Raw genomic sequence first — 18,792 nt, forward strand, 5'->3', positions numbered from 1 at the left:
GGCGGAGGTGCCTCCGGCGCCTGCCCGGGTCTGCCCTGTGGCGCTGCGGGTATCCGGCTGCCGGTCCCATCGGCCGGCGTTCGGCCCTTTCCCGTACAGCCAGGTCACCGCTTCGCCATGATGGGCGCCATGCAGCAGCTCGAGGCCCACGAAGTGTCCCTGCACAAGGTGTTCAGCAGCGACTACGACTTCCGGATCCCGGACTACCAGCGGCCCTACGCCTGGGACGTCGAGCAGGCCGTCCAGCTGCTCTCCGACCTCGAGGAGGCGCTGGAGCGGGGCACCGGGGAGCCCTACTTCCTCGGCTCCGTGGTGCTCGTCAAGACCAAGGGCGACGCGCGCGCCGAGGTCATCGACGGGCAGCAGCGCCTCACCACCCTCACCATCCTGCTGTCGGTGCTGCGCGACCTCGCTGAGGACCCCGACCTGCGCAGCGACCTCGGCAGGCTCGTCACCGAGCCGGGCGACAAGGTGCTCGGGCTCGCACCCAAGCCGAGGCTCACGCTGCGCGAGCGCGATGCCGGCTTCTTCCGGACGCACGTCCAGGCCGTCGGGTCCGTCGCGACCCTGCTCGCCCTCGACGAGCGGACGCTCCCCACCGACGCCCAGAAGTCCGTCCTGCGCAACACCGCCGCCCTGCACCGCGTCCTCGGCGACTGGCCGGAGAAGCGGCGGCTGGAGCTGGTCCGGATGCTCGGCGAGCGGACGTTCCTGGTCGTCGTCAGCACCCCCGACCTGGACAGCGCCCACCGGATCTTCAGCGTCATGAACTCCCGCGGCCTGGACCTCTCGCCCACCGACATCTTCAAGGCGCGCATCATCGGCGCCCTCGGGCCGGAGGAGTCGCAGGAGAGCGCCCGCAGGTGGGAGGACGCCGAGGAGGCCCTGGGGCGCGAGGACTTCGCCGACCTCTTCCTGCACCTGCGCATGGTCTTCGCGATGCGGCGAGCGGAGCGGGAGCTGCTGAGGGAGTTCCAGGACCAGGTCCTGAGCCGGTACCTGGCCGACCGGGCCGGGTCCTTCGTCAACGACGTCGTCGTCCCCTACGCGGACGCCTACGCGAGGATCCGCGACGCCGACTACAAGGCCGCCCACGGCGCGGCGAAGGTCAACGCCTGGTTCCGGCGCCTCCAGCAGATCGACAACAACGACTGGCGCCCCGCCGCCCTGTGGGCACTGCGCCACCACGAGAACGACCCCGTCTGGCTGGACCGGTTCCTCCGGGCCCTGGAGCGGCTCGCAGCCAGCATGTTCGTCCGCCGCGTCTACACGACGCCCCGGGTGACCCGCTACGCGGAGCTGATGCGCGAACTCGACGCCGGACACGGCCCGGACGCCCGGTCCCTCGTCCTCACGGAGACGGAGAAGGCCGACACCCGCGCGCGCCTCGACGGGGACCTCTACCTCGCCACCAAGACCCGCAAGTACGTGCTGCTGCGCCTGGACGAGATGCTGGCGGGCCGGTCCGGGGTCTCCTACGACCACCCCGTCGTCACCGTCGAGCACGTCCTGCCGCAGAACCCGAAGGCGGGGTCGCGGTGGCAGCGGGACTTCACCGACGAGCAGCGCGCGGAGTGGACCCACCGTCTCGCCAACCTCGTCCTGCTCAACCGGGCCAAGAACTCCTACGCCCAGAACCACGACTTCGCCGAGAAGAAGGCGAAGTACTTCACCGGCAGGCACGGCGCCTCCCTCTTCGCCCTCACCAGCCAGGTCCTGCACGAGGACAAGTGGACGCCCGACCTGCTGAGGAAGCGGCAGCGGAGGCTCCTGGGCCTGCTCGCGGAGGAGTGGGACCTGTGAGGCGGCGGACCGGCATGCCCTGCCGTCGCCTACTGCCCGCCGCGGCCGAACGGAGGGAGCGTGCGGCTCGTCCTTCTGGTGTCCGTCCGCTCCTCCGCCCACCGTGCCGTCGTCCGTGACGCTCCGAGGAGGGAGCGGTCGGGCGAGGGACTGTCCGGAACGTCTCATCCGTATGTAGTGCCTGGGTGAAGTTGCAGTTCGGAAGGCATGCGGGTCTAAGACCACTGCGCTCCGACCTCCCGGCGACCACCGGTCCGCAGAACCGTTGCCTCGGTCGGCACGCCCCACCCCGTGACTCCTCTCCGGGAATCACCATGCCCCCCCCTTTGCCGGAGGACTCCGTGCCCGGTCGTGCCCGCAACCGCCGAGCGGCGGCTGCCGCCTGCTGCGGCTTCGTCCTCCTGGGGATGTCCGCGTGCGGAGGGGACGGGAACCGCCCAACCGCCGGCAGGCACGCCGCAGCGAGCCGGAAGGCGGTATCCGGGAAGACGGCCGAACCCCGTCACCGGGCCTCCGCAACACCTGCGTTCTCGCCGTCGCCCACCGCGTCGAAGGCGCCGGCCCCGCCGGCGACCAGGAAGTCCGCCTTCTGCTCGGGAAAGCCGCAGAACGTCGTCTTCATGCAGGCCGGTGGGGCCACCAAGGGGAAGGCCGGAATCCCCGGCTACATGAAGATCGACCATGTGCGGTGGGTGCGTGACGAGTCCGGCATGACGATCACCTACACCATGGCCGGACGGATCCCCGAGGCTCTTCCCGATCTCTCGGGCGTGAGCTGGGTCAGCTCTCTCGGCACCCGCAACAGCATGGACGCGGCCGGGAGCGTCACCGTCTCCCTGTTCCAGGACGAGTGGCGCGTCATGGCCGGTGCACCGGACCCGAACGCCTCCAGCGAGTACATCTCCGTCAGGCCGCGACTGAAGGGGAGGACCCTGACGGTCCGCCTGCCCGCCCAGCTGAGCACGGACGGCGGTGTGCTCCAAATCTCCCGGACCACCCATGTGGCGACCTTGGTCAACGGCAAGACGGGACTCGGCGAGGGCACCTGGTACGACGGGTGCCCCGATGACGGCGGCAGGACGCTCGACTGGGAGAACACGCTCATCCGGTTGAAGTGAGCTGGCGCTGCAAGAACTGGTCCGCACCGGTGGCGTAGAGGCCCTGCTCGGAGGACTCCATCCGGTCCTGAGTGGTCGCATCGACGCACAGTTCGACGGACCGACCCGGGCGATCCCGCCTCCTTCGGAAGGACGGGCCGCCGGACAGGGCGCGTCGGAGGCCGCGGACGGCATCCTCCATGCACCCGGCGCCCTCCTCCGGAAGCCGCTCCGCGGTTTTTGTCCCCACCGCCGAGGGCCGGGCCCTGCGGGCCGCCGGCCGGCACTCTCCCGGGTAGGGGGACCACGGGCTTCTCTGCCCGGACCGAACCGGTCGAATTCCGGCTGTGTACGATCGCCGTGCAGGAGCGGATGCGACAAAGGGGGAGCGCATGTCCGGTTCGGGAGAGTTCTCGATACATCCGGCCGACCTTCGGACGGCCGCGCCGAGGTTCGCGGCGGAGAGCGAGCGGCTGAAGGCCGCCGCCTCGGCGCTGGAGGGGGCACTGGCCCGGCTCGGCAGCCCCTGGGGGGACGACGACCAGGGGCGGAAGTTCGCGGACGCCTACAACCCGCGTCACGAGCAGCTCAGGAAGACCACCGGCGTGCTGGTCGAGGGGCTTGCCAGCATCAAGGACGGGCTGCTCGCGGTCGCCGACAACCACACGGAGACCGACCGCTCGAACGCCGACGGCATGCGCTGACCAGGGGGCTGGGAGATGAGCGCCGCCGACAAGGCCAAGGAGATCGTCCAGGACCTCACCGGGATGTGGTGGCCCGCTGCCGACGAGCACGGCCTCCGCGAGGCCGCAGGCGCCTGGCGGACCTTCGCCGAGGCCGTCGACGACTGCTGCGCCGCCGCCAACAGCGAGGCCCGCGGGGTCATCGAGAACAACAAGGGCCCGGCGATCGAGAAGTTCGACGAGTTCTGGCGCCGCTACCACGACGGCGGCAGGGGCTGGCTCACGGACCTCGCCGGAGCCGCCCGGGCCATGGCCCAGGCCCTGGACCGGTACGCGGACGAGGTCGCCGAGGCCACCCGCAGGATCGAGCACGCGCTGGAGATCGCCGGCGCCGCGCTGGTGGCCGGCACCGCCCTCGCCGTCTTCACCGGCGGCCTGTCCGAGGCCGCCGCCGCGGCGGCCGCCGCGACCATCACCGAGGTCGCCGCGAGCGCCGGCGTCGCCGTCTCCACGGTCGTCGCCGAGATTGCCGCCACGACCCTGACCGGTGTCGTCTTCGGCGCCGTCGAGTCCGTCGCCGTCGACCTGGCCGTGGCCCAGCCCATGCGCATCGGCCTGGGCGACCAGAGCGGCCTCAACCTCGACGAGGTGCACGACGCCGCCACCAGCGGCGCCGTGGTCGGCGGCGTCCTCGGCGGAGCGGGCGGCAGCGCGAAGGCCGTCTCCGAGGCCGGCGGCCTCCGCAACGTCCTCGGTGGCTTCCGCCTGCCCGACTTCGGGGGCCCGCGCCTCGCCGTGGCCGGTGGTGCCGACGCCGGCAGTGCGGACATGCGCCTGTGGATGAAGGCCGGGGGCGGGGACGGCGGTGCCGCCAAACCGGTCCCGCCCAGCGGACACTTCCCCGAGGACGCGGTCAACCACGTCATCAAGGGCGAGATCAAGTACAGGGCCGACGGAAAGCCCAAGGTCGTCGGCTACCACCTGCGCCCCGGCGGCAAGGACCGCCCGGGTGTGAAGGTCCCCAAGATCGACGACCGGGACAACCGGACCGGCCTGACCAGAGGTAACGTCTGGATGAGGGATCCGCGCACCGGCGAGTGGGTGATGAAGCTCCGGAAGAGCACCTTCTTCCCCGACACCTGGTCGGAGAAGGACGCCGCCCGGGCCATACGCAAGGCGTTCGAGAACTCCACAGTCGTCGACCCGGCGAAGAACATGTGGGAAGGCGAATACAAGGGAATCATCATCCAGGGTTACTACGACCCTGTGACCGGTGACGCGATCACCGCATACCCGAAGTTTCCGGCCCCTTGAGCAAGAACCAAGGAGAACGCGCTGTGCAGCGCATCACGGACTACTACTCCCTCGACGGCAAGGCGCCCCGGTACACCGGCCCCGAAGAGCTGAGCGTGCTGGGGCAGTGGGTCGACTCCGACATCCAGCTCTCCCCCTATTCGGTGCTCCAGGTCCTCGACCTGGTGCGCAAGGCCGAGCAGGACGTCTTCGCGGTGACGGAGGAGTTCGGCGGCAACGCGCACACCACCGAGATCTCCCCCAAAGGCGTCTCCATCGAGAACGACTGGGTCGAGCACGTACGCGGCACCTTCACCCTCGACCAGGCGCTCGACGTCCTGCTCGACTTCTGGGAGTTCTGCAAGGTCTGTCTCGGTGAGAAGTCCGAGCAGGTGCACCGGGAGTGGGTGGCCGAGCACGGCCGCGACCCGCTCCGGGCGTACTGACCGGACAGGGGCCGACCTGTCCCTCCGCTTCGTCGTCCTCATGCCCGCGGTCCCGGGTGCTGCGGAGCACCTCGGTCTCAGCGCAGGCGAATCCGCAGAATCCCGTCTCCGGGCGCATCCGGCCGCGTCACCGGCCTCGACCCGCTGCGCTGCACCTTCATCCCGTCGGGGGACTCCAGGACACCTGAACCGCGCGGAACACAGGTACGCGTGCGGGTCAGCCCTGTGACCGCCGGGCCCTGGACATGGCGGCGAGACCGGCGAAGAGCTGGGCGGACCACTCCGGGTGGTTACTCAACTCGTCCGGGAGATGCACGAAGCTGCGCCCGTGCCGGATCATCGACTGCCCGCTGAAGTGCGCGGCGCGTCCGCCGTTCGGGAGGACGACGAGCTCCCAGTCGCTGGAGCCGTCGTCCTCCTCCGCACTCGTGCAGAGCGCGAACCGGCAAGGCGGTGTGGCCCTGAACGCGAAGAAGCCGTTCGCATGCGGGGCGGTGCAGAGGCTCGCCGGCCGGGGCCGAGGCTCGTCCTTGTGCATGACCAGGGGCCGCCAGTCCGGGTCGCCGGAGGCGTCGACGCAGTCGGCGGACAGGTGTCTGCGGAGCTCCTGGTGGCGGAAGGCGATGTCGAGCAGCTGTTCGACGGCTGCATGGTCCACACGTCGGCCCAGGGTCCATTCGTCCTCCCATTGATTGCGGAGGGCACCGGTGACCCAGGAGTGCAGCGTCCAGAGCACGCGGCTCCAGCTTCCAGCCGTCGCTGAAGTTCAGGTGTGCCTGGGACTGGGTGATGCCGATCTCGGCGAGCAGCCTGGGCAGGACGTCGCGGGAGAACTCGGCGGTCACCCGCTGGCTGTCACGCTGCGCGGTGCGGCCCAGCAGGTCGCCCCAGATCCGCCCCAGCCCGGTCTCCGCGTCGTCGCGGCCGTACACGCGGACCCGCTGCACCTCGTCCAGCTCCGAGCGCAGCCCCGGGTCCGAGAGGAAGACCGCCGGCTCCACCCGCGGGATGCGGGCGCGCGGGCCGCTGAGGTTCAACCTGCGCGCCGCCCACTCCAGCCGGCTCTTCAGCTCCTTGGACTTCAGGTCGGTCAGGTGGAGCGGGTTGTCGATGGTGCGGACCCGGTCCGGGCCGCGGAAGCTCCAGGTCGAACCGGTGTTGGCCACCGTTCCGGGATGACCCTTCAGCTCCACGAGGTACAGGCCGCCGAGCGTGGCGATCAGCAGGTCGCACTCGTTGATCCGGCCCGAGGCGGCGGTGAAGGAGAACGTCGCCCAGGCCCGGTACGGCTTGGCCCGGGGCATCAGCGACCTGATGTGGTCCAGCGCCTCCTGCTCCCAGGGGAACGGCGACTTGCGCGTCTGGAACCAGCGCTTCTGCTCCGGCTGCGCTCCGGGCTTTGGGGATGCGGGCCTGATCGCTGCCGTCACCGCTGGGCCTCCACCTCTGACCGCTTCCTCCACGAACTGCTCGGCAGACCCTACTGGCGGATGCCGACAGCCGGGGCAGGCCCCGGAGGCCCGGTCGTGTGCCTGTCGGCGTCCTCCACCGCCGGACTGCGGCAGAGCCGAACGGGTGACCTGACGCGGCGCCGGTTGCGGCCCTGCCTTCCGCGTTGCCGGGGCTCCGTCGATCCAGCCGGTCCCGGGCCGGTCCGCCACGGCGGATCTGTCCAGGCCTTTCCCCTGCCGCTCCGGGGCGCCCCGAAACCGCACCCGGGCCGTGTGACACGTAGCACCCGCGGCGTCTCCCGCGCGGGCGCCGTCGGGCCGTTCCCGTCCGCGCGGCGGATGCGCCGCCGCGGGCCCCCGACCGGCCCTGACCTGCGGGGCGGTGCGGTCGGGGCGCCCCGTGCCCCGGCGCGCGCCCCGGTCGCGGGGGCGTCCGGCGCCCCGGAGGCGGCGGCGGGCCGTCCCGGTCCGCGGACGAGGGGGTGTTGTCACCCCGTGCGGGAGACGCAACGATGACCGCCGGACGGGCCCGGCGCCCCCTGACCGGGGGAGAAGGCGGGGTGCGGGCCGTGCCGACCACGGCTGCGGCCCGGCGGCCCTGCCCCGAACCCGCCGCCTGCCCCGCGCGTACGACACCGGCACGGCGGCCGCCCGGGCCGGCGGGCGTCCCGCGCCTGCGCCACCGGGTGGGAATTCGGCGAGGAACGACTGAAGAACCACCGGGGAACCACTGAAGTTCCAGGGAAGATCCGCGGAAGATCCAGGGAAAGAGGTCGCATCCATGGTCCAACGGCTCGGTGTGGTCGCGGAGTCCGCCGCGGGGGAGGCCCGCGTCGCGGCGACTCCCGCGACGGTGCGTCAGCTGGCCGGCCTCGGCTACGAGGTCGTGGTCGAGTCCGGCGCCGGCCTGCGCGCGGGTTTCACCGACGCGTCCTACGCCGGGGCGGGCGCGCAGGTCGTCGGCCGTGAGGAGGCCTGGCGGTCCGACGTCGTCCTGAAGGTCGTCGCGCCCTCCGCCGGGGAGGTCGCCGCGCTGCGCGACGACGCGACGCTGATCGGCCTGATCGGACCCGCCCTCGACCCCGCACTCGTGGACACGCTCACCCAGCGCTCGCTCACGGTGCTGGCGATGGACGCCGTGCCCCGCATCTCCCGCGCGCAGTCGCTGGACGTGCTGAGTTCGATGGCCAACATCGCCGGCTACCGGGCGGTGATCGAGGCGGCCCACGCGTTCGGCCGCTTCTTCACCGGCCAGGTGACGGCGGCGGGCAAGGTGCCGCCGGCGAAGGTGCTGGTCGCCGGGGCCGGGGTCGCCGGCCTGGCGGCGATCGGGGCGGCGGGCGGCCTCGGCGCGGTCGTCCGGGCCACCGACCCGCGCCCGGAGGTCGCCGACCAGGTGCGTTCGCTAGGGGCGGAGTTCCTGGCCGTCGAGGTCGAGCAGGAGGCGAGCGCCGACGGCTACGCCAAGGCCACGTCCGCCGACTACGACCGGCGCGCCGAGGCGCTCTACGCCGAGCAGGCCGCCGACGTCGACATCATCGTCACCACCGCGCTCATCCCCGGCCGCCCGGCGCCGAGGCTGATCTCGGCCGAGCACGTGGCGAGCATGCGGCCGGGCAGCGTGATCGTCGACATGGCCGCCGCGCAGGGCGGCAACGTCGCCGGCTCGGTCCCCGGCGAGGTCGTCGTCACCGACAACGGCGTGACGATCATCGGTTACACGGACCTGGCCGGACGGCTGCCCGCCCAGGCATCCCAGCTCTACGGCACCAACCTGGTGAACCTGATGAAGCTGCTGACGCCGGGCAGGGACGGACAGGTCGTCCTCGACTTCGACGACGTGGTCCAGCGGTCCATGACGGTCGTGCGGGACGGCGGGAAGACATGGCCGCCACCGCCGGTGGAGGTGTCGGCCGCGCCCGTGACGCGGCCGTCGGACACCGCGGGGCCCGCCGTGGGGAAGCCCGCCGTGGGGAAGAGGTCGAAGCCGCCGCTCACCGACCGCCGCAGGTTCGCGGTCGTCGGCCTGGGCGCGGCGGCGCTGTTCCTGCTCGCCGGGTTCTCGCCGAACCAGCTGGCCGGGAACTTCACCGTCTTCGTCCTGGCCGTCGTCATCGGCTACTACGTCATCGGCAGCGTGCACCACGCACTGCACACCCCGCTGATGTCGGTCACCAACGCGATCTCCGGGATCATCGTCGTCGGCGCGCTGCTCCAGATCGGGCACGGGCACACCGCCGTGGACGTGCTGTCGTTCGCCGCGGTCCTGCTGGCGAGCATCAACATCTTCGGCGGCTTCGCGGTCACCCGCCGCATGCTCAGCATGTTCACGAAGGACTGAGGCCCATGACCGCTGCAACGGCCACCCAGGCCGCCTACATCGTCTCCGCCCTGCTGTTCATCCTCAGCCTGGCCGGACTCTCCAGGCACGAGACCTCCCGCTCCGGCACCGTCCTGGGCGTCTCCGGCATGGCGGTCGCCCTGGCTGCCACGGTCGGGCTCGCCTCGCGCAGCATCCCCGCGACCGGCGTCGGCCTCGCCGCCGCCGCCATGGCGATCGGCGCGGGGATCGGGCTCTGGCGCGCCCGCGTCGTCGAGATGACGGGCATGCCCGAGCTGATCGCCGTCCTGCACAGCTTCGTCGGCCTGGCCGCCGTCCTCGTCGGCTGGAACGGCTACCTCGACGTCGAGGCGCAGCCCGGAACCTGGACCGAGGTCCCCGGCTCCCTGCTGGGCGTGCACCACGCCGAGGTGTTCATCGGCGTCTTCATCGGTGCCGTCACCTTCACCGGATCGGTCGTCGCCTACCTGAAGCTGTCCGCGCGGATCAAGTCCCGCCCGCTGATGCTGCCGGGCAGGAACGCGCTCAACCTCGGCGCCCTGGCCGCCTTCGCCGTCCTCACCGTGCTCTTCGTGGTGCAGCCGGGCCTCGGGCTGCTGATCGCGGTCACGGCGGTGGCGCTCGCCCTCGGCTGGCACCTGGTCGCCTCCATCGGCGGCGGCGACATGCCGGTCGTGGTGTCGATGCTCAACAGCTACTCCGGCTGGGCGGCCGCCGCCTCGGGCTTCCTGCTGAACAACAACCTGCTCATCGTCACCGGCGCGCTCGTCGGCTCGTCCGGCGCCTACCTCTCGTACGTCATGTGCCAGGCGATGAACCGGTCCTTCCTCTCCGTGATCGCGGGCGGCTTCGGCATCGAGGCGCCCGCCGCCGCCTCCGCCGAGCAGGGCGAGTACCGCGAGATCACCGCCGAGGAGACCGCCGGGCTGCTGCGCGGCGCCTCCTCGGTGGTCATCACCCCCGGGTACGGGATGGCCGTGGCCCAGGCGCAGCACCTGGTCGCCGACCTCACCCGCAGGCTGCGGGAACGGGGCGTCGAGGTGCGCTTCGGCATCCACCCCGTCGCGGGACGGCTGCCGGGCCACATGAACGTCCTGCTCGCCGAGGCGAAGGTGCCCTACGACATCGTCCTGGAGATGGACGAGATCAACGACGACTTCGCGAAGTCGTCCGTCGTCCTGGTGATCGGCGCCAACGACACCGTCAACCCCGCCGCCGAGGAGGACGCCGCCAGCCCGATCGCCGGGATGCCCGTCCTGCGCGTCTGGGAGGCGGAGGACGTCGTCGTCTTCAAGCGGTCCATGGCCCCCGGCTACGCCGGCGTGCAGAACCCCCTGTTCTTCCGTGAGAACAGCCGGATGCTCTTCGGTGACGCCAGGGACCGGGTCGAGGACATCCTGAGCGCCCTGGGCACGCCGGTGTGAGCCGCGACGGGGCCGGCCCCGGCCCCGCGCGGGCTCCCCGGGCCCGGGCTCCCGTGCCGCCGCCCCGGCGGCACGGGAGCCCGTTCCCGTGTCTCAGGCGTGCCCGGGGAACTCCTCGGCCCGCACGCCGCTGATGAAGTCGGTCCACGCGTCGGCCGAGAAGCAGAGGACCGCCCCGTGGGGGTCCTTGGAGTCCCGGACGTCGACCAGGTCGAACCGGTCGCGGACCTCGACGCAGTCCCCGTCCGGGATGCTGTGGCCGGACTTGTGCCAGGTGGTCGGGCCGTCGTGCGTGCCTGCCGTGTCCATGGTTTCCGCGTCCTCCTTCTCGGGGCGTGCCCGCTGTCCTGCCGCCGTCGGTCCGCAGCGCCATGGCCGGTGTGCCCTCCGGCGCGTACGAACCGGTGAACGCCCGTCGGGCGCCGGGGGTTCAGGCGTGCGGCCCCTGCAGCCGTCCCGCCTCGGGCGGGTAACGGCCCGGGCGGCTCCTGCGATGCACGGGAGCTGACCGCGCAGGCCGACGGAAGGGGATGCGGTGTCGTTCGACGGATGCGACGCGGGGGCGGAGTTCGACCGGCAGCTGGGGGTGCTCGTCGACCGGGGGTACCCGGAGGCGGCCGGAGTGGACGCGAGCGCGTTCGCCGCGATGCTGGCCCCGCTGCGTGAGGTCGCCGTGGCGCGCGGCGCGGGGACGGCTCCGCCGAGCGGAGGGCGGGTGCCGTTCCTGCTGGTGGTGACCCGCGACCTGGTGCCGGTGGAGGAGTCCGTCCCCCGGACGACGCTCGCGGGGAAGGACCGGCCGGGCGTCGTCGACCGGAACTACAGGGACGGTGACCTCGCCCGGTTCGCTCCGGCCGGGGGCGTCGTCCTCCCGGCGGGCGGCGCCTACCTGCTGCTCGACGTGGACCGTGGCGAGGAGTTCTGCGGGGCGGTGCCCGACGAGGCGGTGGAGGCGGTCGCGGCGCGGGGGAGGAGCCCGCTGACCATCGAGGAGGGCATCGCCCTCGTCACCCTGCACCCGGGGGCGCTGGAGAAGAACAGGTGCTTCTCGCTGGGGGGTTCGCGCTGCGGTGACCGACGGGTGCCCGCGGTGTGGATCAGCCGGGGCGCGCCGAAGCTGGGCTGGTGCTGGGCGGGCAACCCCCACACCTGGCTCGGCATGGCGTCCGCCGCCGCGCGGGTGGGAACCGGCGCGGACCGGTCGGCCGCGGTGGGCTGAGAGGCTTGCCCCGGCAGGGCGGCCCGGTACTGCTGCCAGGGCCGCTGCCCGGGTCCTGCCGGCGTCCTCACCCGGGTTCCCCGTGCGGTCCGGTCGGGGTTCCGGCGGGTGTTCCGTCGGGATTCCGACGCGGCTCCGTCGCCTCCAGGGCGGCCCCTTCCGTCGGTGCTCCGCCCCGGGGCGGCCCCGGCCGCCCTGGGGCAGGTTCCGCGCCTCCGGCTCGGCGACTGTCCTGCGGGACCCGGCCCGGTGGTCGGCACCACGGCCGCCCGACCGGCGGACGGCACTGCGGTTCCGGCCCCGCAGTCCCGGCAGCACGGTGCCGGCCCCGCGATCGCTCCCCGGCGGTCGGCCGGTCGTGCACCGGTGGGATGATCTGCCGTCACCGGGATGGACCGCGCGGTGCGCAACGAGGACGCAGGGGCAGGGGCAGGGGCAGGGGCAGGGAACGCGGGACACGCGGCGCGGGACACGCGGGACACGGAACACGGGGAGGACGGGCATGCGGGTGGACGGGGCCGGGGCGGAGCGGGCGGGGGTCTCCCGTGCGGCGGGCGGTGCGGAGGTGCGGCGGCCGGGCAGGCGCGGGGTGCTGCTGGCCGCGCTGGGGGGCGGCGCGGTCGTCCTGGGCGGGGGCGTGGGCGCCGCCGTGGTCGAGGACGTGCTGCCCGGCGGCGTCCGGCTGCGCCGCGCCCTGGGTCTGACCGGCCCCGACGGCACCGTCCCGGACGTTGCCCCCGGGCCGGTGCACACCGTCACCGAGCGCTCCCGGGCCCGCGGCGGCGCGGTCCGGCTCGTCACCATGGCCCCGCCCGGCCACGATCCGGCGCGGCTGCCCGTCTGCCTGGCCCTGCACGGCCGGGGCGCCGACGCGCGGACCCTGGTGGCCCTGGGGATGCCGCAGTTCCTGGCGGCCGCGGTGCGGGCGGGCGTCCCGCCCTTCGTGGTGGCGGCGGTGGACGGCGGCGACGCCACCTACTGGCACCGGCGGCGCGGCGGGGGCGACCCGCAGGCGATGCTGCTGCACGAGGTTCCGGGCTGGCTGCGCGCCCGCGGGCTGGGCCGTTCCACGGCGGGGGAGCCGCGGGCGGTGCTGGGCATCTCCATGGGCGGCTCCGGCGCCCTCCAGTACGCCCTGGGCCGACGCGGCGCCGTGGACGCCGTCGCGGCCCTCAGCCCGGCGGTCTTCCGCACCTGGCCGGATGCGGCCACCACGGGCGGCTACGACGGGGAGGCGGACTGGCGGGCCCACGAGCCGCTGCTCGCCCTCGGCCGGCCGCACGGCCGGCGCCTCGGGGTCTGGTGCGGCACCGAGGACCCGTTCTGTGACGCGGCCCGCGTGCTCGCCGACCGCGGGGGAGTCGTCGAGCGGCACTTCCCGCGGGGCGAGCACACCGACGGCTTCTGGCGGCGCGTCATGCCGGAGGCCTTCGCCTTCGTCGGCCGGTCCCTCGCTGCGGCCCATCGGTGACAGGATCATGTCGTGAACTGAGTCAAATATGACAATGTGCTGTGGCGCCGCCTCATCCCGGCTAGGCTGCGGACCCGCTTCCGTCATCTCCAGGAGAGGCAGGCCCCTATGAGGCCCCGTCGCATACCCGCCGTCGCCGCAGCCGCCGCCCTCGGCACCGCCGCGCTGCTCACCGCCGCCCCCGCCCAGGCCGCCGGATCGGTGCACCTCACCAAGATCTACTACGACAGCCCCGGCAGGGACACGCGCTCCAACGCGAGCCTCGACGCGGAGTACGTCCAGATCAGGAACTCCACCTCCCGGCCGGTCAGCCTGCGCGGCTGGACCCTCACGGACGCCTCCCGCCACGCCTACGTCTTCCCCGCCTTCACCCTCCGGGCAGGCGCGACCGTCACCGTCCACACCGGCCAGGGCCGCAACTCCGCCGCCCACCTCTACCAGCAGCGCCGCGCCTACGTCTGGAACAACGACCGGGACAGGGCGACCCTGAGGCGCTCCTCCGGCGCCGTCCAGGACACCTGCTCCTACGCGAACGCCGACCGCGACTGGACCTCCTGCTGACGTTCCGTCCGAGGGGATGCCGGGCTCCGGCCCGCCCGTCCGGCCGGTGGCCGCCCGACGGGGCGGGCGCCGGCCGGACGGCGTTGCGGTGCCGGTCCGGGGCGGGTGCACCGGAGGGGGCCGACCCCCTCCGCGCCGTCCGCCGGAAACCGGGGTGTGGCAAGCTGTCCCGTCCGGTGGCGCCGAGACCCGGAGGATGAGAGCGTCGTGGCACGTCCCTCGATAACCCGCGCGCACCGCGCACTGATCGGCGTGGTCGCCGCGGGCGCCTGCCTGATCGCCGGCATCGGCTTCGCCGGTTCCTACAACGCGGTGCGCGAGCTGGCCCTCCGCAAGGGCTTCGGCACCTTCTCCTACGCCTTCCCCGTCGGTGTCGACGCCGGGATCGTGGTCCTCCTCGCCCTGGACCTGGTCCTCACCTGGCTGCGTATCCCCTTCCCGCTGCTGCGGCAGACCGCGTGGCTGCTCACCGGCGCCACCGTGGTCTTCAACGCCGCGGCCTCCTACCCCGACCCGCTGGGCATGGGGATGCACGCCGCCATCCCCGTGCTCTTCGTGGTCGTCGTGGAGGCGGCCCGGCACGCGGTGGGCCGCATCGCGGACATCACCGCCGACCGGCACATGGAGTCCGTCCGGCTGGTGCGCTGGCTGCTCGCCCCCGTCCCCACCTTCCGGCTGTGGCGCCGCATGAAGCTCTGGGAGCTGCGCTCCTACGACGAGGTGGTCCGCCACGAGCAGAACCGCCTGGTGTACCGGGCCCGGCTGCGCGCCCGGTACGGGCGCGCCTGGCGCCGGACCGCCCCGATCGAGGCGGTCCTGCCGCTGAAGCTCGCCCGGTACGGGGTCCCGCTGGACATCGCCGCGCTGGAGCGCGGCGGCGGGGCCGACCCGGCGCCCGGGCACGGGCGGGAGCCGGCCGCGCCCGTCCTGGACGGGGCCGCCCGGATGCAGGAGATCGCCGTGGCGGCGGAGCAGCCCGAGGCGTCCCGGGAGGGAGCCCCGGACGCCGGGGCGGCGGCCCGGGCCGTGTCCGGGGCGGTGCCCCGGTCCGGGTCCCGCCCCGTGCCTGACGCCGCGCCCGGGGCCGGACCGGTGCCGGCGGACCCGGAGGTCCCCGAGCAGGCCTCGGAACCGCCTGCGGAGCCCTCCACGGAGCCCTACGCGGAGCTCTATGCCGAGCCCGAGGAGGACCTGGTGGCCTCGGCCAACGGCCACCGGCGCCCCCTGCGGGTGCCCAGGCCGCGGCAGGCGCAGCCGTACGCGGACGGGCCGCCGCAGCCGCAGCCCCAGCGGCGCCCGGAGGCGGACCCCGAGGCCGCCTGGGCGCCTCGGGCCGACCCGGGCCCTGACCCCGGACCCGGACCCGGCCCCGCGCCGGGCCCGTCCGCCGGTCCCGCCCCCTCCTCCGGGCCCGTGGGCGGGCCGGAGGAGTCGTGGCCCGGGGTGCCGGAGGCGCCGGAGCCCGGGGAGCCCGAGCCCGCTGCGTCGTCCAGGGAGCAGAAGCTCGACGTCTACCTCAAGGGCCTCTGCACCTACATCGACACGTACGGCAAGGAGCCTGACCACTTCCGGCTCTCCCAGCACCTCTTCCACCAGCACGGCGTGACCGGCCGCCCCGGGCAGCCCGTCAGCCCGGACCAGCTGCGCCGCGCCTGGCCGCAGCTGCAGGAGCGGTACGCCGAGCTGGGCCGCGAGTAGCCGCTGCGGTCGGCCTGCCCGCGGCGGCCGCCCGCCCGCCGGCCGCCCGCTCACCGCTCGGCCAGCCGGCGGCGGCACTCCGCCGCCAGCTCCGGGTAGGCGCGGGCGATGGCGTCGAGCAGCCGCTCCCGCAGCAGCTGGGCCGCCTCGGTGCGGCCGGCCCCGCCGTGGAGGCCGTCCAGCAGGGCGTCGTACCCGGTGAGCCGGTGGCGCAGGTAGTCGACCTGCCAGCGGGCGAGCGTCGCGGTGTCGGTGGTGGCCAGGACCGCGGGCCTGGGCACGTGGTCCGGCCGGTCCCAGGCCCGTTCGCGGTCGCGGCGGTTGCGGTGCCGCACGGCCTGCTCGGCGAGCTCGTCCCGTGCGAGCCGGGGCACCGCGACGGCCTCGGCCGCGATGCGGTCCAGCACCTCCCGCCGCCGCCGCGCCGCGGCCTCACGTGCGGCGGCCGACCGCCGGGCCGCGGCGGCCAGTGTGCGGGCGAACTCCTCGGTGCCCTCGGCGGCCTCCACCCGGCCGACGGCGAACATCCGGGTCGGCGCCTCGGCCCCGTAGAAGGGGCTGCGCCCCTGGGCGTCGGGCTCGCCCAGCAGGTCGCGGACCATGGACGGCGTCCAGCCGCGGGCCCGCAGCGAGGCGAGGGTGTAGTAGGCGCGGTGCCGTCCGCCGCGCTCGCGGTCGGCGGCCGCGGCGGGCGTCTGGGTGTCGCTGGTCCGGGATTCCGCCATCGTGGTGTTCCCCCCGTCGTCCGGCGAAAGTCGGAACCCCATGTATAGACGACACCACTGACAGTGACTGCGGCGGCCGTGCGCCCCGGGGGATGCGGGCGCACGCCCGGCAGCGGGTCCGCGGGGCCTCGGCCCGCCGCGTCCGGGGCCCTCCGGCGCCGGAGGGCGTCCCGGAACACGCCCGGCGGCGGCGGACTTGACCTTCCACAGCGCCCGCAGACCGAAAGGACGTCCATGTCCCGCTCGTTCCTCTTCCTGCTGGGCAGCAGCCGCCCGGACGGCAACACCGAGCTGCCGGCCCGCGCGGCCGCCGGGCACCTCCCGCCCGGCACGGAGCAGCGGTGGGTCAGGCTCGCCGAGCGTCCCCTGCCCGACTTCTCCCACGTCCGCCACGCAGACGGGCCCAGGGCCGCACCGGTGGGGGAGGAGGCGGACCTGCTGGATGCCACGCTCGCCGCCACCGACGTCGTCATCGCCTCGCCGCTGTACTGGTACACCCTCTCCGCCGAGGCCAAGCGCTACCTCGACCACTGGAGCGGCTGGCTGCGCCTCCCCGGCCGGGACTTCAAGGCCGCGATGGCGGGCCGCACCCTGTGGGGCGTCACCGCGATGGCCGGCGACGCCGGGACCGCCGGCCCGCTGGTCGGCGCGCTCCACCACACGGCCGCGTACATGGGCATGCGCTTCGGCGGCGTACTGCTCGGGAACGGCACCAGGCCCGGGGACGTCCTGGCCGACACCGGCGCCCTGGAGCGCGCCGGGACGTTCTTCGCCCGGGAGGCGCCGCTCGCCCGCTTCCCGCAGGCGGCGGAGGCGCCGGCCCGGTGACGGGCGGCAGCGGTCCCCGCCGGGCGGCGTCGTCGAGCCGGGAGAATCAAGCCGGGAGCATCGGGGCGGGACCACCGGGGCGCGCCATTATCGTGCTGCCGTGACCGGTTCTCCACGTCGCCCGCTGCTCTTCCTCGATGTCGACGGACCGCTCATCCCGTTCGGGGCGGCGCCGCAGCAGTACCCGACGTACCGGACCGGCCCCCACCTGCGGGAAGGCGGCTCGAATCCGCTCCTGGCCAGGATCAATCCCGCGCACGGGCCCCGGCTGGCGGCGCTGCCGTGCGAACTGGCCTGGGCCACGACGTGGATGGACGACGCGAACGAGTGCGTCGCGCCACGGATCGGCCTGCCGCCGTTGGCCGTGGTGGCCTGGCCGGAGCCGTCCGACGTGGATGAGCAGGACGAGCGGAACGGGTTGCACTGGAAGACCCGCGCTCTTGTCGGCCGGGCAGCAGGGCGCTCGTTCGCCTGGGTCGACGACGAGATCACCGACACCGACCGCACCTGGGTCTCCGCGCACCATCGAGGACATGCCCTGCTCCATCGTGTCGATCCGCGTCGAGGCCTCACCGATCATGATTTCGAGGCTCTTCACGCATGGCTGCAGCGGGCGGCCGGATCCGTCGGCGACTGATCCCGTGTCACCGGGACTCCACTGCCCGTCCACCGGGTGAAGTGCGGAGCCGTCAGTCCGTGAGAAGGGTCCGTCCGCGGAGCAGGCCGAGCCCGGCGCGACCGCAGCCCCTCCGTCCGAGGAGCTCGATCCGCGGGGCCCGGCCCTCGACCCGGCCCGGACCCCAGGAGCCGGACAGGCCGGCGACGACGGCGTCCTGGTCCCGGCGGAGGCCGCTGACCGGGGAGAGCGGAGTCGGCGGGTCGCCGGCGATCAGGGCGGTGTCCCCGCCGGTCGTGTGGTCCCGATCGGTCGGCAGTCCGTCGTCGTCCAGCAGCAGCCGCGCCCGCACGGCGGGCGGGACGCGCCGCGCCGCGTGCGGTACGTGCGGTACGTGCGGTACGTGCGGCACGCGCGGGACCGCCGGGGCGTCCGGGGAGCCGCCGACGGCGCGGAGGCCCGGTGGGCCACCGGGCAGGGCGGAGTCCGCCGTGGGGGCGGTGCGGGCGGCGGGGGCGGCGCACCGGGCGGTGGCGTTGCCGGGGGCGGCGCGGCCGGTACCGGTCAGCGGTGCGGCGTCCTCGCCCGCGCTCACAGGCGCCGGTGCATGATGTGCAGGCCGACGTAGCCGTGCTCCGGGTGGAGGAAGCCCTCCGGCAGGGTGCCGATCACCTCGAAGCCGAGCGAGCGCCACAGCGCCACGGCCCGGGTGTTGGTCTCCACGACCGCGTTGAACTGCATGGCGCGGTAGCCCTCCGCGCGCGCCCACGCCAGCACGTGCTCGCCCAGCGCCCGGCCGGTGCCGCGGCCGGAGTGCGCGGGTGCGACCGCGAAGCTCGCACTGGCGATGTGCGCGGCGGGGCCCATGTGGTTGGGGTTCATCTTGGCGGAGCCGAGGACGGTGCCGTCGGCGTCGACCGCGACGACCGTGCGGCCCGGGGCGTCGAGCATCCACATGCCGCGCGCCTGCTCCTCCCCGACGTCGCGGGGCCAGGTGTAGGTCTCGCCGGCCTCCATGATCGGCTGGAGGAACGCCCAGACCGCCGGCCAGTCCGCCGGGGTCGCCTCTCTGATCGTCACGGCCCCAGCATGGCGCCCGGCCCGGGGGAGGCGCGAGCGGATTACGGCCGGCGGGC

18 protein-coding genes and 1 pseudogene are annotated in these 18,792 nt (G+C 74.1%); 13 read left to right on the forward strand and 6 right to left on the reverse strand.

The features are described 5' to 3' along the window. Positions 1-129: 129 nt before the first annotated feature. The 5 genes from LO771_RS13475 to LO771_RS13495 all read left to right on the forward strand — a co-directional run bounded on the left by LO771_RS13475 (position 130) and on the right by LO771_RS13495 (position 5,322). On the forward strand, positions 130-1,803 hold the full coding sequence (locus LO771_RS13475; protein ID WP_230651966.1) for a DUF262 domain-containing protein: 1,674 nt from the start codon (positions 130-132) through the stop codon (positions 1,801-1,803). Positions 1,804-2,423: 620 nt separating this feature from the next. Next, positions 2,424-2,921 (forward strand): hypothetical protein, encoded by a 498-nt coding sequence (locus LO771_RS13480; protein WP_230651969.1) that lies wholly within the window; start codon positions 2,424-2,426, stop codon positions 2,919-2,921. Between the two features lie 371 nt (positions 2,922-3,292). Further along, the gene (locus tag LO771_RS13485) at positions 3,293-3,604 is read left to right on the forward strand and encodes a WXG100 family type VII secretion target (protein ID WP_230651972.1); all 312 of its coding nucleotides are present in this window, start codon (positions 3,293-3,295) and stop codon (positions 3,602-3,604) included. 15 nt (positions 3,605-3,619) lie between these two features. Then, a complete protein-coding gene (locus tag LO771_RS13490; protein ID WP_230651974.1) occupies positions 3,620-4,897 on the forward strand; it encodes an EndoU domain-containing protein in 1,278 nt (425 codons plus the stop codon). 23 nt (positions 4,898-4,920) lie between these two features. After that, a complete protein-coding gene (locus LO771_RS13495) occupies positions 4,921-5,322 on the forward strand; it encodes a hypothetical protein (protein WP_230651976.1) in 402 nt (133 codons plus the stop codon). Between the two features lie 217 nt (positions 5,323-5,539). On the opposite strand, the gene LO771_RS31320 is transcribed toward LO771_RS13495, so the two are convergent. Continuing rightward, positions 5,540-6,058, reverse strand: a complete 519-nt coding sequence (locus LO771_RS31320; protein WP_230652246.1) for a hypothetical protein — start codon at positions 6,056-6,058, stop codon at positions 5,540-5,542. 304 nt (positions 6,059-6,362) lie between these two features. After that, positions 6,363-7,556: pseudogene (locus LO771_RS31325) on the reverse strand (NERD domain-containing protein); the annotation flags it as partial. On the opposite strand from LO771_RS31325, the gene LO771_RS13510 reads away from it, so the two are divergent. Beyond that, positions 7,555-9,114, forward strand: a complete 1,560-nt coding sequence (locus LO771_RS13510) for a Re/Si-specific NAD(P)(+) transhydrogenase subunit alpha (RefSeq protein WP_230651978.1) — start codon at positions 7,555-7,557, stop codon at positions 9,112-9,114. The pseudogene LO771_RS31325 and the gene LO771_RS13510 overlap by 2 nt on opposite strands. 5 nt (positions 9,115-9,119) lie before the next feature. After that, positions 9,120-10,538, forward strand: coding sequence for a Re/Si-specific NAD(P)(+) transhydrogenase subunit beta (gene pntB, locus LO771_RS13515; RefSeq protein WP_230651982.1), 1,419 nt, complete (start codon positions 9,120-9,122; stop codon positions 10,536-10,538). 93 nt (positions 10,539-10,631) lie between these two features. On the opposite strand, the gene LO771_RS13520 is transcribed toward pntB, so the two are convergent. Then, a complete protein-coding gene (locus LO771_RS13520; protein WP_230651985.1) occupies positions 10,632-10,847 on the reverse strand; it encodes a DUF397 domain-containing protein in 216 nt (71 codons plus the stop codon). Positions 10,848-11,073: 226 nt separating this feature from the next. On the opposite strand from LO771_RS13520, the gene LO771_RS13525 reads away from it, so the two are divergent. The 4 genes from LO771_RS13525 to LO771_RS13540 all read left to right on the forward strand — a co-directional run bounded on the left by LO771_RS13525 (position 11,074) and on the right by LO771_RS13540 (position 15,487). Beyond that, the gene (locus LO771_RS13525) at positions 11,074-11,757 is read left to right on the forward strand and encodes a DUF5701 family protein (RefSeq protein ID WP_230651989.1); all 684 of its coding nucleotides are present in this window, start codon (positions 11,074-11,076) and stop codon (positions 11,755-11,757) included. Between the two features lie 502 nt (positions 11,758-12,259). Further along, entirely contained in the window at positions 12,260-13,228 is a 969-nt protein-coding gene (locus LO771_RS13530; protein ID WP_230651992.1) for an alpha/beta hydrolase family protein, read from the forward strand. 108 nt (positions 13,229-13,336) lie between these two features. Continuing rightward, positions 13,337-13,789, forward strand: coding sequence for a lamin tail domain-containing protein (locus LO771_RS13535; protein ID WP_230651996.1), 453 nt, complete (start codon positions 13,337-13,339; stop codon positions 13,787-13,789). Positions 13,790-13,996: 207 nt separating this feature from the next. Then, positions 13,997-15,487 carry a DUF2637 domain-containing protein gene (locus LO771_RS13540; protein WP_230651999.1) on the forward strand — a complete coding sequence of 497 codons (1,491 nt, stop codon included), beginning with the start codon at positions 13,997-13,999 and terminating at the stop codon, positions 15,485-15,487. 50 nt (positions 15,488-15,537) lie between these two features. On the opposite strand, the gene LO771_RS13545 is transcribed toward LO771_RS13540, so the two are convergent. After that, positions 15,538-16,212, reverse strand: a complete 675-nt coding sequence (locus LO771_RS13545; protein WP_230652002.1) for a hypothetical protein — start codon at positions 16,210-16,212, stop codon at positions 15,538-15,540. Positions 16,213-16,446: 234 nt separating this feature from the next. Between LO771_RS13545 and LO771_RS13550 the strand changes: the two genes are divergently transcribed. Further along, positions 16,447-17,040: a flavodoxin family protein gene (locus LO771_RS13550; protein ID WP_230652005.1), complete on the forward strand. Its 594-nt coding sequence runs from the start codon at positions 16,447-16,449 to the stop codon at positions 17,038-17,040. A 100-nt stretch (positions 17,041-17,140) separates the two neighbouring features. After that, positions 17,141-17,677: an HAD domain-containing protein gene (locus LO771_RS13555; RefSeq protein WP_230652008.1), complete on the forward strand. Its 537-nt coding sequence runs from the start codon at positions 17,141-17,143 to the stop codon at positions 17,675-17,677. Between the two features lie 52 nt (positions 17,678-17,729). On the opposite strand, the gene LO771_RS13560 is transcribed toward LO771_RS13555, so the two are convergent. Next, positions 17,730-18,251: a hypothetical protein gene (locus LO771_RS13560; protein ID WP_230652010.1), complete on the reverse strand. Its 522-nt coding sequence runs from the start codon at positions 18,249-18,251 to the stop codon at positions 17,730-17,732. Then, positions 18,248-18,736, reverse strand: a complete 489-nt coding sequence (locus LO771_RS13565; RefSeq protein WP_230652013.1) for a GNAT family N-acetyltransferase — start codon at positions 18,734-18,736, stop codon at positions 18,248-18,250. Before LO771_RS13565 ends, LO771_RS13560 begins: the two co-directional genes overlap by 4 nt. Between the last annotated feature and the right edge of the window lie 56 nt (positions 18,737-18,792).

Source organism: Streptacidiphilus sp. ASG 303, assembly GCF_020991365.1.
Lineage (GTDB): Bacteria > Actinomycetota > Actinomycetes > Streptomycetales > Streptomycetaceae > Peterkaempfera.